This is a genomic window from Candidatus Tisiphia endosymbiont of Dioctria linearis (genome assembly GCF_964026545.1).
In the GTDB taxonomy this organism is placed as follows: Bacteria; Pseudomonadota; Alphaproteobacteria; order Rickettsiales; family Rickettsiaceae; genus Tisiphia.
The window spans coordinates 1,041,116-1,056,822 of record NZ_OZ032156.1; the positions used below are offsets into that span (position 1 = coordinate 1,041,116).

Below are 15,707 nucleotides of genomic sequence, written 5' to 3' on the forward strand. Positions count from 1 at the left end.
ATAGTATGGTAAGCACAAAAGTAATTAGGAGTGGAAGTTATGGTAAAAGAAAAATCTGTTTTTGATAATATTGCTGTTAAAATTGAGAAATATCGCCCTACTATTGAGGATATAGGGAAATATATTGCAGCTCAGCATGCAGCTTTGGCAGACGACCTTAAGGGAAGTTTGAGTCTTAACCAATATTTAAAGAACATATATTTTTCTGATAAGAATGTAGTGGTAGCGGCGGATTTGTCTAATATGATTTTTGGTGTATCTGATAATATAACTGATACTATAACCGATCTAAGTGGAGGAGATTTTACTGGTTGTATATTTAAAAATACTACTTTTAGAGGATGTAATTTAGCTGATGCGGTATTTTGCGATGTTGATTTTAATCAGGCTTATTTCGAAAATACTGTTCTAAGAAATGTAGATTTTAGAGGAGCTGATCTTGCTAATTGTCAGTTCTCTGACGGTTATAAGGGATATTCTCAAATGGGTAAGGAGCATGATATTGAAGGAATAAAATTCAGTACGACCTCTTCTTTAGGCAGAAAATATGCTGATATAAAAAGTGATTTAGTTCGCCAAAAAGAGCAGAAGGAACTTATAAATAGTAAGACAAAAGAAGTAAGTGATGCACATGCAAATTTAGGATATAAAGAAACAGCATGGGCAATTGGGGGGCGTGCAACTGGTAATAAGCAATATGACAGATTAGTAAAAGAGTTGAAGCTAATGGTTGAGCAAAAAATATTTCCTAGAAAAGATAATGTAATGCATAAAACTTTTCAAAATATTTTTGACAGTGAGAGCTGTATTTTTGATCCAGCTTATGTACGAGGGTCAACTAAAGAACAGCGGGATCAAGAAACTCAATATGTACGTCTAGCTCGAGAGGATATAGAGAAATATTTAGAGAGGAGAAAGGCTGATAAAGATTTAAGTTTAAATGATTTTGCTAAAAGCAAATTAGAGCAATCGCAGATAAAGGCAGGAGCAAGAATTATTGCAGATTGTTCAAGTAGAGTTGATACTTCTACTAATAATGAATGGCATGATAGGGTGGATTTATCTGGCTTAGATTTTTCAGGAGCGGATTTGCGAGGGGCTGTTTTCTCCGGTTCCGTTTTATCCGGATGCGTGTTTAATGGTACTGATGTTAGTGAAGCAAGCTTTGAAGGTGCGGAGCTGGTAGCGGCTAATTTTGTTGGAGTTAAAGCAGATAACGCAAATTTCTTTAACAGTAATCTAAGTAAATCAACGATCACTGATCAGAGCCAGTTTGTTCATGCTTTTATGTCTAGTTCTAATGGTCAGGAAGTTTTGATAAGCGACTCTAATTTTGATTATGTGAATATAAAAAATGGTAACTGGGATCGTGCAAAATTTACTAATTCAACATTTAATCATGCAAATTTAGAGGGTATTTCTTTAATCTCAGCAGATTTACGAAAAGTACAAATGCAGCATACAATATTAGAGCAGGTCGTTTTAATGGAGTGTAAAGTTATAGATAGTGATTTATCGAATGCTTTAATAAGTAAAGCTAAGGCACATAAAGCACAATTTAAAAACACTATACTAAACGGTATAGAAGGAAAAGGTATAGATTTATCAGAAGCTGAGTTAGATAGTTTTGTCAAATTGGGTGGGGCAAATTTAGAAGAAGCTATTTTAACAAAGATTAATGCTGAAGGGGTGAATTTTATTCGAACTAATATGGACAGTGTGAATGCCCAAAAGGCAAATTTTAGGAATGCGATTTTAGAAGATGTTAACATAACATGTGCTAATTTAACCGAAGCTGTTTTAGAAGGAGCCAAAGCCCACGGAATTAATTTAAGTTATAGTACACTAACAAAAGTTCATGCCAAGAAGGCTGATTTTTCGGATAGTATAATAAGACGTATGGAAGCTCAGCAAGCCGATTTTACTGAGGTAAATTTTACCAATGCTGATCTTACAAGATCAAACCTACAAAAAGCAATATTGGAAAAAGTTCAAGCCTAAAAGGTTAGGTTAGAAGGAGTTAATTTACGGGCAGCCAAATTAGCTGAGGCTAATATGGCTAAAGCGATAATCGATGTTGATACTAATATTATCGGTAGCGATTTGCGTGATTTACAAGGCAAATTTATTCAAAATGGTCAAGAAATTACCCCGCAGAAGCTCCAAGAACAGCAAATAATACTTGAGCAGGTAGAATTGCAACGGAAAAAAGATAATTCACCGAATATTGTTGTAGGTCTGTTAAAAGAGGCTGGAGCGTTTTTTTTTGATGCTATTAATGCATTACCTTCAACTGTTATGAATATGCCTGATGTAAAAGATATGTATGCAAATTTCCTTAAATTTCAAGAAGTGAGTTCAAAATTATCAAGTGGTGAGTTGCTAGTTGAAGCAAGACAAAAATTACGAACAGAACAAGTGGAGTATGCATCTCATTTGATCAAGGGTGCTGGTACAGTACTTGATAGATATGTTACTAGTTTGACTGAAGAACAATCTAATCTTTTGAAAGATATTATAGCCCAATATTCTGTATTGCCAGTTTTAAAGGCTGTATTAAATCCTACTGTTGGCAAGAAGAAAGTTGGTACTAATATACTTGATGAAGTAGATAAAGATTTTATTAGAAGAATAGTGCCGTTATCAGTAAATTTAGTAAGTGGGGTGTTAGAAGGAGAATCAAACAAAAAAGTACAAGAAATTTGTAAGAATCTTATAATTCCTGATAAGAAATCAGGACATAATATCATAAAAAATGCTTTGGAAATATTTGTTAGTCCTCAAGTGGTAGCAGTGGTCAAGAAAGACTTAGTTGAGTTTTTACGCAGTCCAGTTAATCAAAAAGAAATTACCCAAATTGCTGAGTACATTTTAGACGATAAATTTACTAGATTCGTGTCAAAAGAGTTTTTTGACGATACTATATCACTGGCAATTAATGCAAGTAGCACAATATTAGTTCATGCTCCTAAAGTGGTTGGAATCTATGAGTTGTATATGAAGCATCAAGACCTTGCTTTAGAGCTGTTGACTGGTGGTGGAAATTTATCTTCTGACAGAAAAGAAGAAATAATACTAACGCAAAAAGCTATGGTATCGTCTATTGTGGATAATATTGATAAGGTTGTTCAAAGTCTATCTTATGACTTAAAACATACTCTACCGCAATATTTTGTTAAAAATAAAGGAAATATTCTAGAGTTTTTGGATAAACCAGAAGTTCAACAAAATTTACGATTTTATGGTTTGAACCCTAAGTTTGTATATGATGCAACAGCCGCAACTATTCCGTTTATTGTTGATGTCTTGCCGATAGTAACAGAGCTTACTGAAAATTGTTTAAAAGACAAAGATGGTTTAAGGCTAATCATTGAGCAAACTAAAGATATTATGAACGCACCTAAATCTGAACAATCAGAAAAGGTTAGTAAATTAGTCGATTCTCTTATTAAATTTAATAAAGATAATCCTAATGTCAAAAAGGTTTTACAGAAGGAAATTCCCGATCTTTTAATAAAACATGCTAAAGATCTCGGTCCTGTGGTTGAGAAATTTCTTAATGAAACCAAGATGGGTAAAAAACTAAAACTGAAAGGTGAAGCAGTTGTTAAGGTATTAGGGGATCATTCTAAAGAGCTAGGAGCAATAACTACTGCATATAGTAAAAAAGAATATGGGGCAATGGTTCGTCCATTGATGGGCTTATTATTTGATAAAAGAGTTCTAACTTTAGCTGTAGGAGCTGTCGCTAATATTTTGAAGCATAATTTTCAAAAGCATTTTGTGTCTAATTCAACACGTGGAAAAGTAATTGGTGAAGAAATGAGCAAGATGATAACAGATATTTTGCCTAATCTTAAACCAAATGACAAAAGAGATTTGTCTAAAATTTTTCAAGAGCGGGCTTATCAGTATAGTCAACAAGCTCGTCTATCTAATGAATATTCACCGATACTGGATTATTCCTTAAGTAATAAAGATTTAAGAGGATTGTCTTTTGAGACCGTTGATATGAACCTAGATAATTTCGAAGTTGAAGGATTTAACTTTAATAAGGTAACATTAGGCAAATGTTCGATTAAAGGTGCGGTACTTAAAGGATGTTCTTTTAAGAAAGCTATTTTTAAAGAACATATAGACTTTGAAGGGGTTACCGTTGATGGCAGTACTTTAATTACACTTCTGCCAGCAATTCAGGAATATAACAAAAAGCATCCAGAAAAAACAATAAATTTAGATAAGATAAAAGTTGTTGGTGATATAAAAGAAGAAGTTAAAGCAAATCCTTTGTTAAAAAATGCAGATTTAACTAAAGCCACTGTAAAAAAATAGAAATTGCCTCACCAGTACCAGCATCTAAGCTTGGTCAAGCAATATTGATAGAGCGAAGTAAAAGAGAGCATAGCGGAACTCTAGCAAAGTAAGGAAAGCAATTATAATCATTTTTTTTGGGGGGATTGCCACGACCACTACGTGGTTTTGCTAATAGATGTGGGTAAGGTGAATATATAAGTAAATTTTATTATGACTCTAGACAAGCCAAAACATGACGAAATCTTTCGCAAATCTATGGAGAATCCAATAGTTGCCAAAGAATTTTTGGCAACTCATTTGCCGAAGGATGTGCTGGCTTTAATCGATAGCACAACTGTAAAATTAGAAAAAGATAGTTTTATTGAGTCAGACCTTTCTGAAACTATTTCTGATGTATTATTTTCTGTTAAGTTTAATGATCAGGATGGCTATATTTTTTTGCTATTGGAACATCAAAGTACTGTTGATAAAATGATGGCATTTAGGTTATTTAAATATATGATTAACATTTGTGATCTATATTTAACTACTAATCCTAAAGCTAAAAGCCTTCCATTAATTTATCCCCTAATAATTTATAATGGCAAGAAGAAATATAACGCATCGCTCAATATATGGAATTTATTTAGCCATCCAGATTTAGCTAGAGGTTTCTGGATCAACGATTGTCAGCTTATTAACGTACATGATATCCCCGATGAAGAACTCAAGGAAAAAGTATGGTCTGGGATTTTGTTATTTTTCCTCAAACACATCCACGAACGTCAATTACTGAAGAGATGGCAAGAAATCTCTCATCTCTTGCCTAAATTGAGTGAAATAACAATAGGCTATGACCATATAAGAAATCTATTACAGTATACTTTGATCTTTATTGAGCAAAATGATAAAATAGAGTTAGAAAAAATATTAAAAAATAGTTTAACTAAAGAAAAAGGAGAAGAACTTATGCCTAGTATAGCTCAAGTATGGAAAGAAGAAGGGATTCAAATCGGACTACAAGATGGTATTAAAATCGGAGAGGCTAGAGGAGAAGCCAGAGGAGAAGCTAGAGGTAGAGCCGAGGGTAGAGCCGAGGGTAGAGTCGAGGCAATGAAAGTTATAGCAAAAACTATGCTACTTAAACATAATACTATTAATGAGATCATTGAATTAACAGGCTTATCTAAAGAGCAAATCGAGAGACTAAAATAGACCTCTTGCAAAACTCTACTTCTGTTGGTAATTTGTACGTCAATGCGGTACTCGAATCCTCACTTACATTAGAGTGTGCTGTGGTTCCGAGTTTCCTTCAATCCTTGCTCATAAGCGAGTTTTGCAAGAGGTCTAATGATTGCCCTCATAGATTCTTCGTCGCTACTAAAGTAGCTCCTCGCAATGACAATTATTCGTTTTTATAATGTAGTATTTTTTGTTATTAGTTGTAACTTTAGCCTGCCTCTGGAATTATTTATAAAATAATGTTTGACATTGTTTTGAATAATCGGTATAAAACTTCACACAGGGTAAATAAATCCTGTAGCTGTTTGACAAGTTGATAAAGCTGAAAACTAAATACACACTGCGATTAATAAAAATTCTATGATCGCGAGTGGATACTGTAATGGTGCAGAATTAGTTCTGTACACATCGTACAATCTCAAGTTTGAAAAAATTAAAGTAAATAAAATAAGAGCATTTGGTGGATGCCTTGGCACTAGAAGGCGATGAAGGACGTAATACGCTGCGATAAGCTTCGGGGAGCTGCGAATAAGCTTTGATCCGAAGATTTCCGAATGGGGAAACCCACCTGCTTAGCAGGTATCGTATAGTGAATACATAGCTATGCGAAGCAAACCCAGCGAATTGAAATATCTTAGTAGCTGGAGGAAAGGACATCAACCGAGACTCCGTTAGTAGTGACGAGCGAATGCGGACCAGGCCAGTGGCTTCAGAATAAAAACTAGAACAACATGGAAAGGTTGGTCATAGAGGGTGATAGCCCCTTATAGGTAAAAAGTTTTGGAGTCCTTGAGTAAGGCGGGACACGTGAAATCCTGTTTGAACATAGGGGGACCACCCTCTAAGCCTAAGTACTCTCTAGTGACCGATAGTGAACAAGTACCGTGAGGGAAAGGTGAAAAGAACCCCGATAAGGGGAGTGAAATAGACCTGAAACCGAATGCTTACAAGCAGTCGGAGCAGACATTTATGTTCTGTGACGGCGTACCTTTTGTATAATGGGTCAGCGACTTAGTTTATCTAGCAAGCTTAAGCCGTTAGGTGTAGGCGTAGCGAAAGCGAGTCTGAATAGGGCGATTTTAGTTAGATGAATTAGACCCGAAACCGAGTGATCTAGCCATGGCCAGGTTGAAGGTGGAGTAATATCCGCTGAAGGACCGAACCCACTACTGTTGAAAAAGTAGGGGATGAGCTGTGGCTAGGGGTGAAAGGCTAATCAAACTCGGATATAGCTGGTTCTCCGCGAAATCTATTTAGGTAGAGCGTTATAGCGATTACCGTCGAAGGTAGAGCACTGGATGAGCTAGGGGGTCCTACAGACTTACCAAACTCAACCAAACTCCGAATGTCGACGAGTACAGCATAGCAGACAGACTATGGGTGCTAAGGTCCATAGTCGAGAGGGAAAAAGCCCAGACCGCCATCTAAGGTCCCTAAATCATGACTAAGTGTTAAAGGATGTGGGAAAACCAAAACAACTAGGATGTTGGCTTAGAAGCAGCCATCATTTAAAGAAAGCGTAATAGCTCACTAGTCTAAATAAGTTTTCCTGCGCCAACAATGTAACGGGGCTCAAGTCATGTACCGAAGATGCGGATTTGCACTTTAATAGTGCAGATGGTAGCGGAGCATTCCGTAAGCCTGTGAAGGTGAACTGTGAAGTTTGCTGGAGGTATCGGAAGTGAGAATGCTGACATAAGTAGCGATAAAGAATGTGAGAAACATTCTCGCCGAAAGTCCAAGGGTTCCTGCGTAAAGTTAATCTGCGCAGGCTTAGTCGGCTCCTAAGGTGAGGCTGAAAGGCGTAATCGATGGGAATCAGGTTAATATTCCTGAACCTGAGGGATGTGACGGAGATAGTAAATTGTATACGCTTATTGGATTGCGTGTGCGGTGAATATCTTCCAGGAAATAACACCCTCGTTAAAGACCGTACCCCAAACCGACACAGGTGGACAGGTAGAGTATACCTAGGCGCTTGAGAGAACGATGCTGAAGGAACTAGGCAAATTGCATCTGTAACTTCGGGAGAAGGATGACCTGTGAATGGGCAACCATTTATAGGTGGCACAAACTAGGGGGTAGCGACTGTTTATTAAAAACACAGGGCTCTGCAAAGTCAATAGACGAAGTATAGGGTCTGACGCCTGCCCAGTGCTGGAAGATTAAGAGGAGGGGTGCAAGCTCTGAATTGAAGTCCCAGTGAACGGCGGCCGTAACTATGACGGTCCTAAGGTAGCGAAATTCCTTGTCGGGTAAGTTCCGACCCGCACGAATGGCGTAACGATTTCCCCGCTGTCTCCAGTATCGACTCAGCGAAATTGAATTCTCCGTGAAGATGCGGAGTTCCCGCGGTTAGACGGAAAGACCCCGTGAACCTTTACTATAGCTTTGCACTGGTATTAGGAATTAGATGTGCAGGATAGGTGGGAGACTATGAAGCGGTGGCACAAGCCACTGTGGAGTCACCCTTGAGATACCACCCTTTTGATTCTTGATATCTAACCGCGATCCTTGAATCAGGATCCGAGACAATGCATGGTGGGTAGTTTGACTGGGGCGGTCGCCTCCCAAAGAGTAACGGAGGCGCGCGATGGTTAGCTCAGGTTGGTCGGAAATCAACTATTAGAGTGCAATGGCATAAGCTAGCCTGACTGCGAGTCTGACAAGACGAGCAGAGACGAAAGTCGGTCATAGTGATCTGGTGGTCCCGAGTGGAAGGGTCATCACTCAACGAATAAAAGGTACTCCGGGGATAACAGGCTGATGATTTCCAAGCGTCCATAGCGACGAAATCGTTTGGCACCTCGATGTCGGCTCATCACATCCTGGGGCTGGAGAAGGTCCCAAGGGTTCGGCTGTTCGCCGATTAAAGTGGTACGTGAGCTGGGTTTAGAACGTCGTGAGACAGTTTGGTCCCTATCTGCCGTGGGTGTAGGAAGTTTGAGAGGATCTGCCTTTAGTACGAGAGGACCGAGGTGGACGTACCTCTGGTGGACCAGTTGTCGCGCCAGCGGCATAGCTGGGTAGCTAAGTACGGAAAGGATAACCGCTGAATGCATCTAAGCAGGAAACCTACCTCAAAACTAGACTTCCCTATCAGAGCCGTGGAAGACCACCACGTTGATAGGCCAGGTGTGGAAGCACGGTAACGTGTGTAGCTAACTGGTACTAATAGCTCGATTGATTTACTTTGCTGAGGTTGTACTTTGTGTGCAGCATTAATTCTGTAAAAAACATACCAAGTTTTCAGTTTTATCAACATTAAATTTTTTTATTTGCCTTCTAGGAGGCTGTCAAAGATAGTTGATGAATTTTTAGGAGAAACGAAATCGAGTACCGCAGCGTACATAGACGTACGTGAGGAGCAAAGGTGAGTTTTGACGCCAAAATTACCAACTAGACCTCTTGCAAAACTCGCTTATGTGCAAGGATTTGAAGGAAGACGCGGACGCAGAATCGTAGCATACTATAATGTGTGTGAGGATTTGGGTACCGCATCATTGTCCAAATTACCAGCAGAAGTAGAGTTGTAAAAGATATTTGTTGACTTATGATGTAAAAAATTTGTATTGCTAGCTTGGTGGTTATAGCACAAGTGAAACACACGACCCCATACCGAACTCGAACGTGAAACCTTGTAGCGCTGATGGTACTATGCCCTGAGGCATGGGAGAGTAAGTCACTGCCAAGCTTGCAATACAAATTTCTTTGAAGGCTATGCAATTTGACATTAAATCTTTATATTCCAATTATTAGAATCATTTGAGTATACCATTCAATTTCAGTTCTTTAAATCATTCAACTATGTTATTATCTAATCTCAGTTCGACATAAAAAAGTGTTTGAAAGGAAGTGGAGAGGAGTGATAATATTCTCTAAATAACCTCAATTCCGGATAAGAATAAGTATTTTTAAAGAATGGGTAATAGTAATTACTGAGTTAGGGAATAAAAAAATGTGAGCGTTTACAGAAAAAAGTTAAATTACAAGACGTTATTGCGAGAAGGTGTAGCCGACGAAGCAATTCTTGATCATTTTTTGGATTGTCGTCGCTGCAAATCGGCTCCTCGCAATGACGCTTGGCGAACAGATTTTTTATTCATCATCATAAGAAAATAGCAAAAAAAAACCGTGAACGCTCACAAAAAAATAAACAATATTGCAAAAATAATCAAATAGCTATTAGCGGATCATAAAAATCTGTTATATTTATATATATACTCAAATGATTTGGAGAATTGGATTTGAAAATGAGGGGCGAGCATATGCAGCGTAGATGAGCTACGTGAGTATGCGAGTCCTTGATATTTTCAAAAAACAATTTTTCAAAGCAGAAGAGTATAACCTAATTTGCAATAACTTGTTATACTGAATTCAGGTTATCTAAAATTAGACCCAAAAAAGAGGAAAGGAATATGCACCATATTAACAATAAATTTTACATGCCACTAGTGACATTACTTTGTATATTTACTTATTTATTAAATTTCTTTAATAAAATATCTCAGTGTTCTTTAGTATTTGTGTTTTTAGCTTTAACTACGAATATTATATCTGAACTATATGGCAAGAAAAAAGCTATGATTGCTGTAGTATTGTGTACAATAGTAGGCTTTGGTTTGTTATGGAATTTCGATTATTATATTAATGGTCGTGTTATTAAGGGAGTTGTGTTTGCAGCTTTTGTCTCTGTATTGCTGTCAACATATTGTAGTACAAGTGTATTTTTACATCTCAAGTCAGCATCAGCATATTCTTTTAATACCAGGAATTTTATTAGTTTGATAGTGTGTGCCATTGTAGATGGTGTTGTGATGTTAGGATTTTTCATAAATATATTCTCTACAAGTAGAGTTTTATCGATATTTTACCAAGAAGTATTATTTAAATGTATATATTCATTAGCAGCTTATATATGTATATTTAGCGGATTATCTCTAGTCCAAAAAATACATGACAAAAAGATTAGGTGAGCGTTCACAGTTTTTTTGTCAATTTTTCAAAATGAAATAGCCCATATGCAAAACCGATAATCGTAGGAATCATAATAACCCATAATCCCCAATTGCCAAAATAGTCAATAAAATAGACAAAACCAAAAGAGGTGACAACAAACATTAAAGCCCGAGATACAGCGAATGTCATAGTAGCACAGGTAAAACGTTTAAATACAGGAAAGCTTTTATAAAAAATAGGGCCAGCAGAACCTACGCACTCTTGCAATAAAAGCATAAAAAATTGAATCAGAAATAACTGATAAGGAGCATTAAGATTATTCAATAAATACGGACAAAATATAATAAAAATAGAACATATTATGAGTATAATTTTTATGGTTAATAATGGGTACACTTTTAAACTTAAATAACATAATATTGATGTGGTTAAGAGTTCCATTATACAGACAATAAAATTATGATATATAATCTCAGATATTGTATAACCAAAGCTATTTTTTAAAATATTATTACAATATATATAGATAAAATAGAAACATACCGGTGTAACACATTGTAATAAAAAGAAACCAATTAGTGTTTTCCTATTAACTTTTGCTTGCCAAACGGGATTGTCTTTTAAGATACTTGGATCTGCGTTAATTCTTTCAAGAACTCTTTTTATTCGACGTTTGGCATCAACAAATTCTGTTGTTTCTCTAAGTTTATCTCTCGCAACAGAACCAATTAATGCAACTGCTGCACCTATCCAAAATGCCAGACGCCAGTTAAAGCCATGAGAAGTAACAAGTGCTGCAACCCCTAAAGCACCTATACCCCCTAGGGTACCAAAAATCCACATCAATCCCACACTTGCATATTGGGCTGGTGGCTTAATCGTTTCAGTTAAATAAAGCTCTGCCCCTATTATTTCACCCATAGAAGCCATCCCTTGAATAATACGGCAAATTGTCATAATCCAAGTTGCTGTGATTCCTATCTGGGCATAAGTAGGCAGATTAGCAATCGCAAAACATGATGCACTCATCAAAAAAGTTGTGATGATTACTGTTGACTTACGTCCTATATTATCACCCAACCAACCGAATATTAAGGCACCAATAGGTCGAAAAACAAATGTAATACAAAAGATAAAATTCTCTCTTAAAGAGGTTGTCTGAAAATCAGTAGGTTCAAAAAATAACTCATTAAGAAACGCTGCCATATGGACATATAACATTAAGTCAAAATATTCTAGAAATGTACCAATGGACAGTATTCCTATAGCTTCTTTTTGTCCTCTAGTTAAACTTCTTTGTTCTTGTTAATACCTTATCATTTTTTCATCTTTAGTAGCTTTACTGTTAATGATAACAAAAAGAACTAATATTAAAAGTAAAAAAGTTAATTTTTAGTTAGTAATATTACCAAATCCTAATAAAGCTTAAAGAATATGGGAGAAATTTCTTTGACATATTTATAGTGAGTGTTCACGGAAAAAAAGTTAAAGTACAAGACGTCATTGCGAGTAGTTGTAGCCTAAGGTAGCTACTCGCAGTGACGGAGGAAAGGTTGTCTAGAACCTTAACGGGTTAGCTATAAAAGTTGTTATAATGAATTTGTGGTCAATTGAATAACAAAATTTGGCATTACTTCCTGTTCAGTCGCGGCAATTTTCAAATGTTGTAATTTTTCTTCGATAGTATGATATTGGCTATGAAATATTGTTGCATTACCTGTTAGTACTAAAGCTGAGTCAATTCCCAGGTTATTTGCTCCTAAAATATCAGTAAAGAAAGTATCACCTATCATAAGAATACGTTTCAATGAAATATCGGGTAATTGGTTTAATACTGCATGATATATCTCTAGATGTGGTTTGCCGCTATAAATTACCTCACCACCAAATTGCTTTATTTTTGCCGCAAAATATCCAGAACAATATCTTCGTATGCCTTGTTGCACAATTCCAAGGTCTGGGTTGGCACATATAGTAATTATGTTTCTTTTTACTACAGTTTTAAATAAATCATCAAACTCATCTAAATCTAAATCTTTTCTTTCATCGCGATGGAGCGTTAACAGAAAAATATTAGCTTCATTTATATTTGTGGTAATAGGTATCTGCAATTCATTCAGCAAATCATTGTCATCTTGACCAAGATGATAAACCACAGGGGTTTTGATGCCAAATCTTTTATCACTTTCTAGTATCATATTGATGGCTACTTCACCAGAACTAAAAACCATTTCTTCTGTTGTGTTAATACCCCAAATCTTATTAATTTTGTTAAATAAGGAGTCCCTGCTGCGTGGAGCATTAGTAACAAAAAAAACCTTCTTTTGCTGTTTAATTATTTTGTTAATATTGTCAACTACCCCAGGATAAAGCTGATTGCCTTCTATTACCACTCCCCAAAGATCAAATAAAAAAACATCGTAATCATCCATTACAGATGAAACATCTTTAAAAATTAGTTTTGTCATTGTTGTGTACACTCTATGAAGTTTTTTATAAGATATAGCTAACCAGGACTTACACTTCCTCGCTAATAGACAGAAGCATAACTAATCAGGTTAGCTATAATTTAACATTAGACTGATAATAAACAATAAATATTTTTAGTAAAATAATATTTGTTAATAAACTACTTGAAAAATATATACTTGCTGTAATTTTGCTGTATAGTTATCTTTTATTTAATGTAGGATATGTCAGATAATCAACAAAAATCAATAGCAGAATTAGAATACGGGGCTGACTCCATCAAAGTTTTAAAAGGTCTTGAGGCAGTTAAGAAAAGACCTGGTATGTATATTGGTGATACTGATGATGGTTCAGGATTACATCATATGATTTACGAGGTGGTTGATAATGCCATCGATGAAGCCTTAGCTGGTCACTGTGATCTAATTAGAGTAATCCTAAATGCCAACGGCTCTGTAACAGTGCGTGATAATGGACGTGGGATACCTGTTGATATCCACGAAGAAGAAGGTATATCAGCAGCTGAGGTTATTATGACCCAATTGCATGCTGGAGGTAAGTTTGACCAAAACTCTTATAAAATATCTGGTGGGTTGCATGGTGTTGGTGTATCTGTGGTAAATGCCCTATCAGAGTGGTTAGAACTTAGAATTTGGCGAGATAATAAGGAATATTTTATAAAATTTAGAGATGGAGCTACTGAAACATCACTCGCACTAAAAGGGGAGTCAGTAGAAAAAAGCGGTACAGAGATTACTTTTTTCCCATCTATTACCACTTTTAGCATGATAGAGTTTAATTTTGCTACTGTAGAGCATAGACTTAGAGAACTAGCATTTTTAAATTCTGGTGTTAGGATATTATTAAAGGATCACCGTTTTGCTGAACAGCAAGAAGTAGAATTTTGCTTTACTGGTGGTGTAGAAGCTTATGTTAAATATATAGATAAAGCTAAAACTTCATTACATAAATGTATATCACTCAATACTAATAATCAGGCAACAGGGGTTACTTTTGAATTGGCAATGAATTGGAATGATTCATATCATGAAAATATTTTATGTTTTACTAATAATATAAGACAACGTGATGGCGGTACGCATCTTATTGCCTTTAAAGCAGCTCTTACCAGAGTTATCACAACTTATACCGAGAATATTGGACTCAATAAAAAAAGTAAAGTAAACTTCACAGGGGATGATACTAGAGAAGGATTGTCATGTATTTTATCAGTAAAAGTACCTGACCCCAAATTTTCATCACAAACTAAAGATAAATTAGTTAGTTCTGAAGTCCGTCCTATCGTAGAAAATGCTGTGTATACTAAGGTTTTAGAATGGTTTGAAGAGCATCCTAGTGACGCAAAAATAATTATTAATAAAATTATTGAAGCGGCAACTGCTAGAGAATCAGCCAAAAGAGCAAGGGAATTAACTCGTCGAAAATCAGCCCTTGAAATTTCAAACTTGCCTGGAAAACTTGCTGATTGTCAAGAAAAAGACCCGGCTCTTTCGGAGTTATTTATTGTTGAAGGAGATTCGGCTGGCGGTACAGCAAAGCAGGGTAGAGACAGAAAGTTCCAAGCAATTTTACCATTACGAGGTAAAATCCTGAATGTTGAAAGAGCTAGATTTGATAAAATGTTAAATTCTGAGCAAGTAGGAACGTTAATAACAGCTCTTGGGACAGCTATTGGTAATGAAGATTTTTCTTTGGATAAACTAAGATATCATAAAATAATTATTATGACTGATGCTGATGTTGATGGTTCGCACATCAGAACTTTATTGCTTACTTTCTTCTACCGGCATATGCGGCAATTAATTGATAAAGGATATTTATATATAGCTCAGCCGCCTTTATATAAGGTAAAAAAAGGCAATAACGATTTTTATTTGAAAAATGAACAAGCTTTGCAAGATTATTTAGTAAAAAATACTATTAGTGATGCAACAATTATGTTGTATGATGGACGAGAGATCAGTGGTTCTGATCTTGAGGAGATAATCAAGAAAGCTATCCGGTTCGTTACATTACTTGATCAAGTTGGCAAAAAATTTAATCGGCAAATTGCAGAATGTTTAGCTATCAAAGACTTGTTAGGTAATCAAATATTTGCGGCAGATAAGACAAATGAAATAAACCAGGCTTTGAATATTTTAAATCTTGGTGATATATCACCTGATAAAACAGATTGGCAATTTGTAGTTAGCACCAATAAAATAGAATTTTTCCGCTTTGTTCGGGGGCAAAAAGAAAGTAAATTTTTATTGAAAGAACAGCTTGAATCTTTTGAGTTTACTCAGCTAGCCAAATCATTTATCCCACTTGTAGATTTATTTATTGAACCAACAAAGTTATTAATTAAAAACCAGGAATATATTATTACACTGCCTAGTATGCTGCTGAATTATATATTGGAAAGCGGAAAAAAAGGTATAGCTATTCAGCGTTTCAAAGGTCTTGGAGAAATGAATTCTGATCAGTTAGGAGAGACAACATTAGACCCTGAAAGAAGAACTTTATTGCAAGTTAAAGTACATGAACAAGATAGTGCTGAAGTAATTTTTTCAACATTAATGGGAGATATTGTTGAACCTAGAAGACAATTTATTCAAGCAAATGCCTTGAATGTAATTAATTTAGATGTTTAATCTAGATTAGAGGATATGGAGTAATGATACAGGATGATTTAAAAGTGGATTGCTTCGTAGCCTTCGGCTTCTTGCAATGACGCCTGTGTT

8 protein-coding genes, 2 rRNA genes and 1 pseudogene are annotated in these 15,707 nt (G+C 35.9%); 8 read left to right on the top strand and 3 right to left on the bottom strand.

The features are described from left to right. The first annotated feature begins 39 nt into the window (after positions 1-39). The 3 genes from AAGD42_RS05050 to AAGD42_RS05060 all read left to right on the top strand — a co-directional run bounded on the left by AAGD42_RS05050 (position 40) and on the right by AAGD42_RS05060 (position 5,508). Positions 40-2,001 (top strand): pentapeptide repeat-containing protein, encoded by a 1,962-nt coding sequence (locus AAGD42_RS05050; protein ID WP_341752487.1) that lies wholly within the window; start codon positions 40-42, stop codon positions 1,999-2,001. 54 nt (positions 2,002-2,055) lie between these two features. Continuing rightward, positions 2,056-4,332, top strand: coding sequence for a hypothetical protein (locus AAGD42_RS05055; RefSeq protein WP_341752488.1), 2,277 nt, complete (start codon positions 2,056-2,058; stop codon positions 4,330-4,332). Between the two features lie 192 nt (positions 4,333-4,524). Beyond that, positions 4,525-5,508, top strand: coding sequence for an Rpn family recombination-promoting nuclease/putative transposase (locus AAGD42_RS05060; protein WP_341752489.1), 984 nt, complete (start codon positions 4,525-4,527; stop codon positions 5,506-5,508). Here the strand turns inward: AAGD42_RS05060 and AAGD42_RS07155 are convergent. Then, a pseudogene (locus AAGD42_RS07155) lies at positions 5,504-5,593 on the bottom strand (palindromic element RPE1 domain-containing protein); the annotation flags it as partial. The gene AAGD42_RS05060 and the pseudogene AAGD42_RS07155 overlap by 5 nt on opposite strands. A 378-nt stretch (positions 5,594-5,971) precedes the next feature. On the opposite strand from AAGD42_RS07155, the gene AAGD42_RS05065 reads away from it, so the two are divergent. The 4 genes from AAGD42_RS05065 (at position 5,972) to AAGD42_RS05080 (ending at position 10,511) form a co-directional block, all read left to right on the top strand. Next, positions 5,972-8,731: ribosomal RNA gene (locus AAGD42_RS05065) — 23S ribosomal RNA — on the top strand. A gap of 184 nt (positions 8,732-8,915) precedes the next feature. After that, entirely contained in the window at positions 8,916-9,071 is a 156-nt protein-coding gene (locus AAGD42_RS05070) for a palindromic element RPE1 domain-containing protein (RefSeq protein WP_341760720.1), read from the top strand. A gap of 43 nt (positions 9,072-9,114) precedes the next feature. Next, positions 9,115-9,229 (top strand): 5S ribosomal RNA (rrf, locus tag AAGD42_RS05075). A gap of 724 nt (positions 9,230-9,953) precedes the next feature. Beyond that, positions 9,954-10,511, top strand: coding sequence for a VUT family protein (locus tag AAGD42_RS05080; protein ID WP_341752490.1), 558 nt, complete (start codon positions 9,954-9,956; stop codon positions 10,509-10,511). A 4-nt stretch (positions 10,512-10,515) separates the two neighbouring features. On the opposite strand, the gene AAGD42_RS05085 is transcribed toward AAGD42_RS05080, so the two are convergent. Continuing rightward, positions 10,516-11,700, bottom strand: coding sequence for an MFS transporter (locus tag AAGD42_RS05085; RefSeq protein WP_341752491.1), 1,185 nt, complete (start codon positions 11,698-11,700; stop codon positions 10,516-10,518). A gap of 383 nt (positions 11,701-12,083) precedes the next feature. Next, a complete protein-coding gene (locus AAGD42_RS05090) occupies positions 12,084-12,962 on the bottom strand; it encodes a TIGR01459 family HAD-type hydrolase (protein WP_341752492.1) in 879 nt (292 codons plus the stop codon). A 225-nt stretch (positions 12,963-13,187) separates the two neighbouring features. Here AAGD42_RS05090 and gyrB point away from each other — a divergent pair, with 225 nt between their 5' ends. After that, entirely contained in the window at positions 13,188-15,617 is a 2,430-nt protein-coding gene (gene gyrB, locus AAGD42_RS05095) for a DNA topoisomerase (ATP-hydrolyzing) subunit B (RefSeq protein ID WP_341752493.1), read from the top strand. Positions 15,618-15,707 lie beyond the last annotated feature (90 nt).

Coding starts and splice junctions, on each gene's coding strand:
- AAGD42_RS05085 (WP_341752491.1), bottom strand. CDS start 11,700: ATGGCAGCGTTTCTTAATGAGTTATTTTTTGAACCTACTGATTTTCAG.
- AAGD42_RS05050 (WP_341752487.1), top strand. CDS start 40: ATGGTAAAAGAAAAATCTGTTTTTGATAATATTGCTGTTAAAATTGAG.
- gyrB (WP_341752493.1), top strand. CDS start 13,188: ATGTCAGATAATCAACAAAAATCAATAGCAGAATTAGAATACGGGGCT.
- AAGD42_RS05060 (WP_341752489.1), top strand. CDS start 4,525: ATGACTCTAGACAAGCCAAAACATGACGAAATCTTTCGCAAATCTATG.
- AAGD42_RS05055 (WP_341752488.1), top strand. CDS start 2,056: ATGGCTAAAGCGATAATCGATGTTGATACTAATATTATCGGTAGCGAT.
- AAGD42_RS05080 (WP_341752490.1), top strand. CDS start 9,954: ATGCACCATATTAACAATAAATTTTACATGCCACTAGTGACATTACTT.
- AAGD42_RS05090 (WP_341752492.1), bottom strand. CDS start 12,962: ATGACAAAACTAATTTTTAAAGATGTTTCATCTGTAATGGATGATTAC.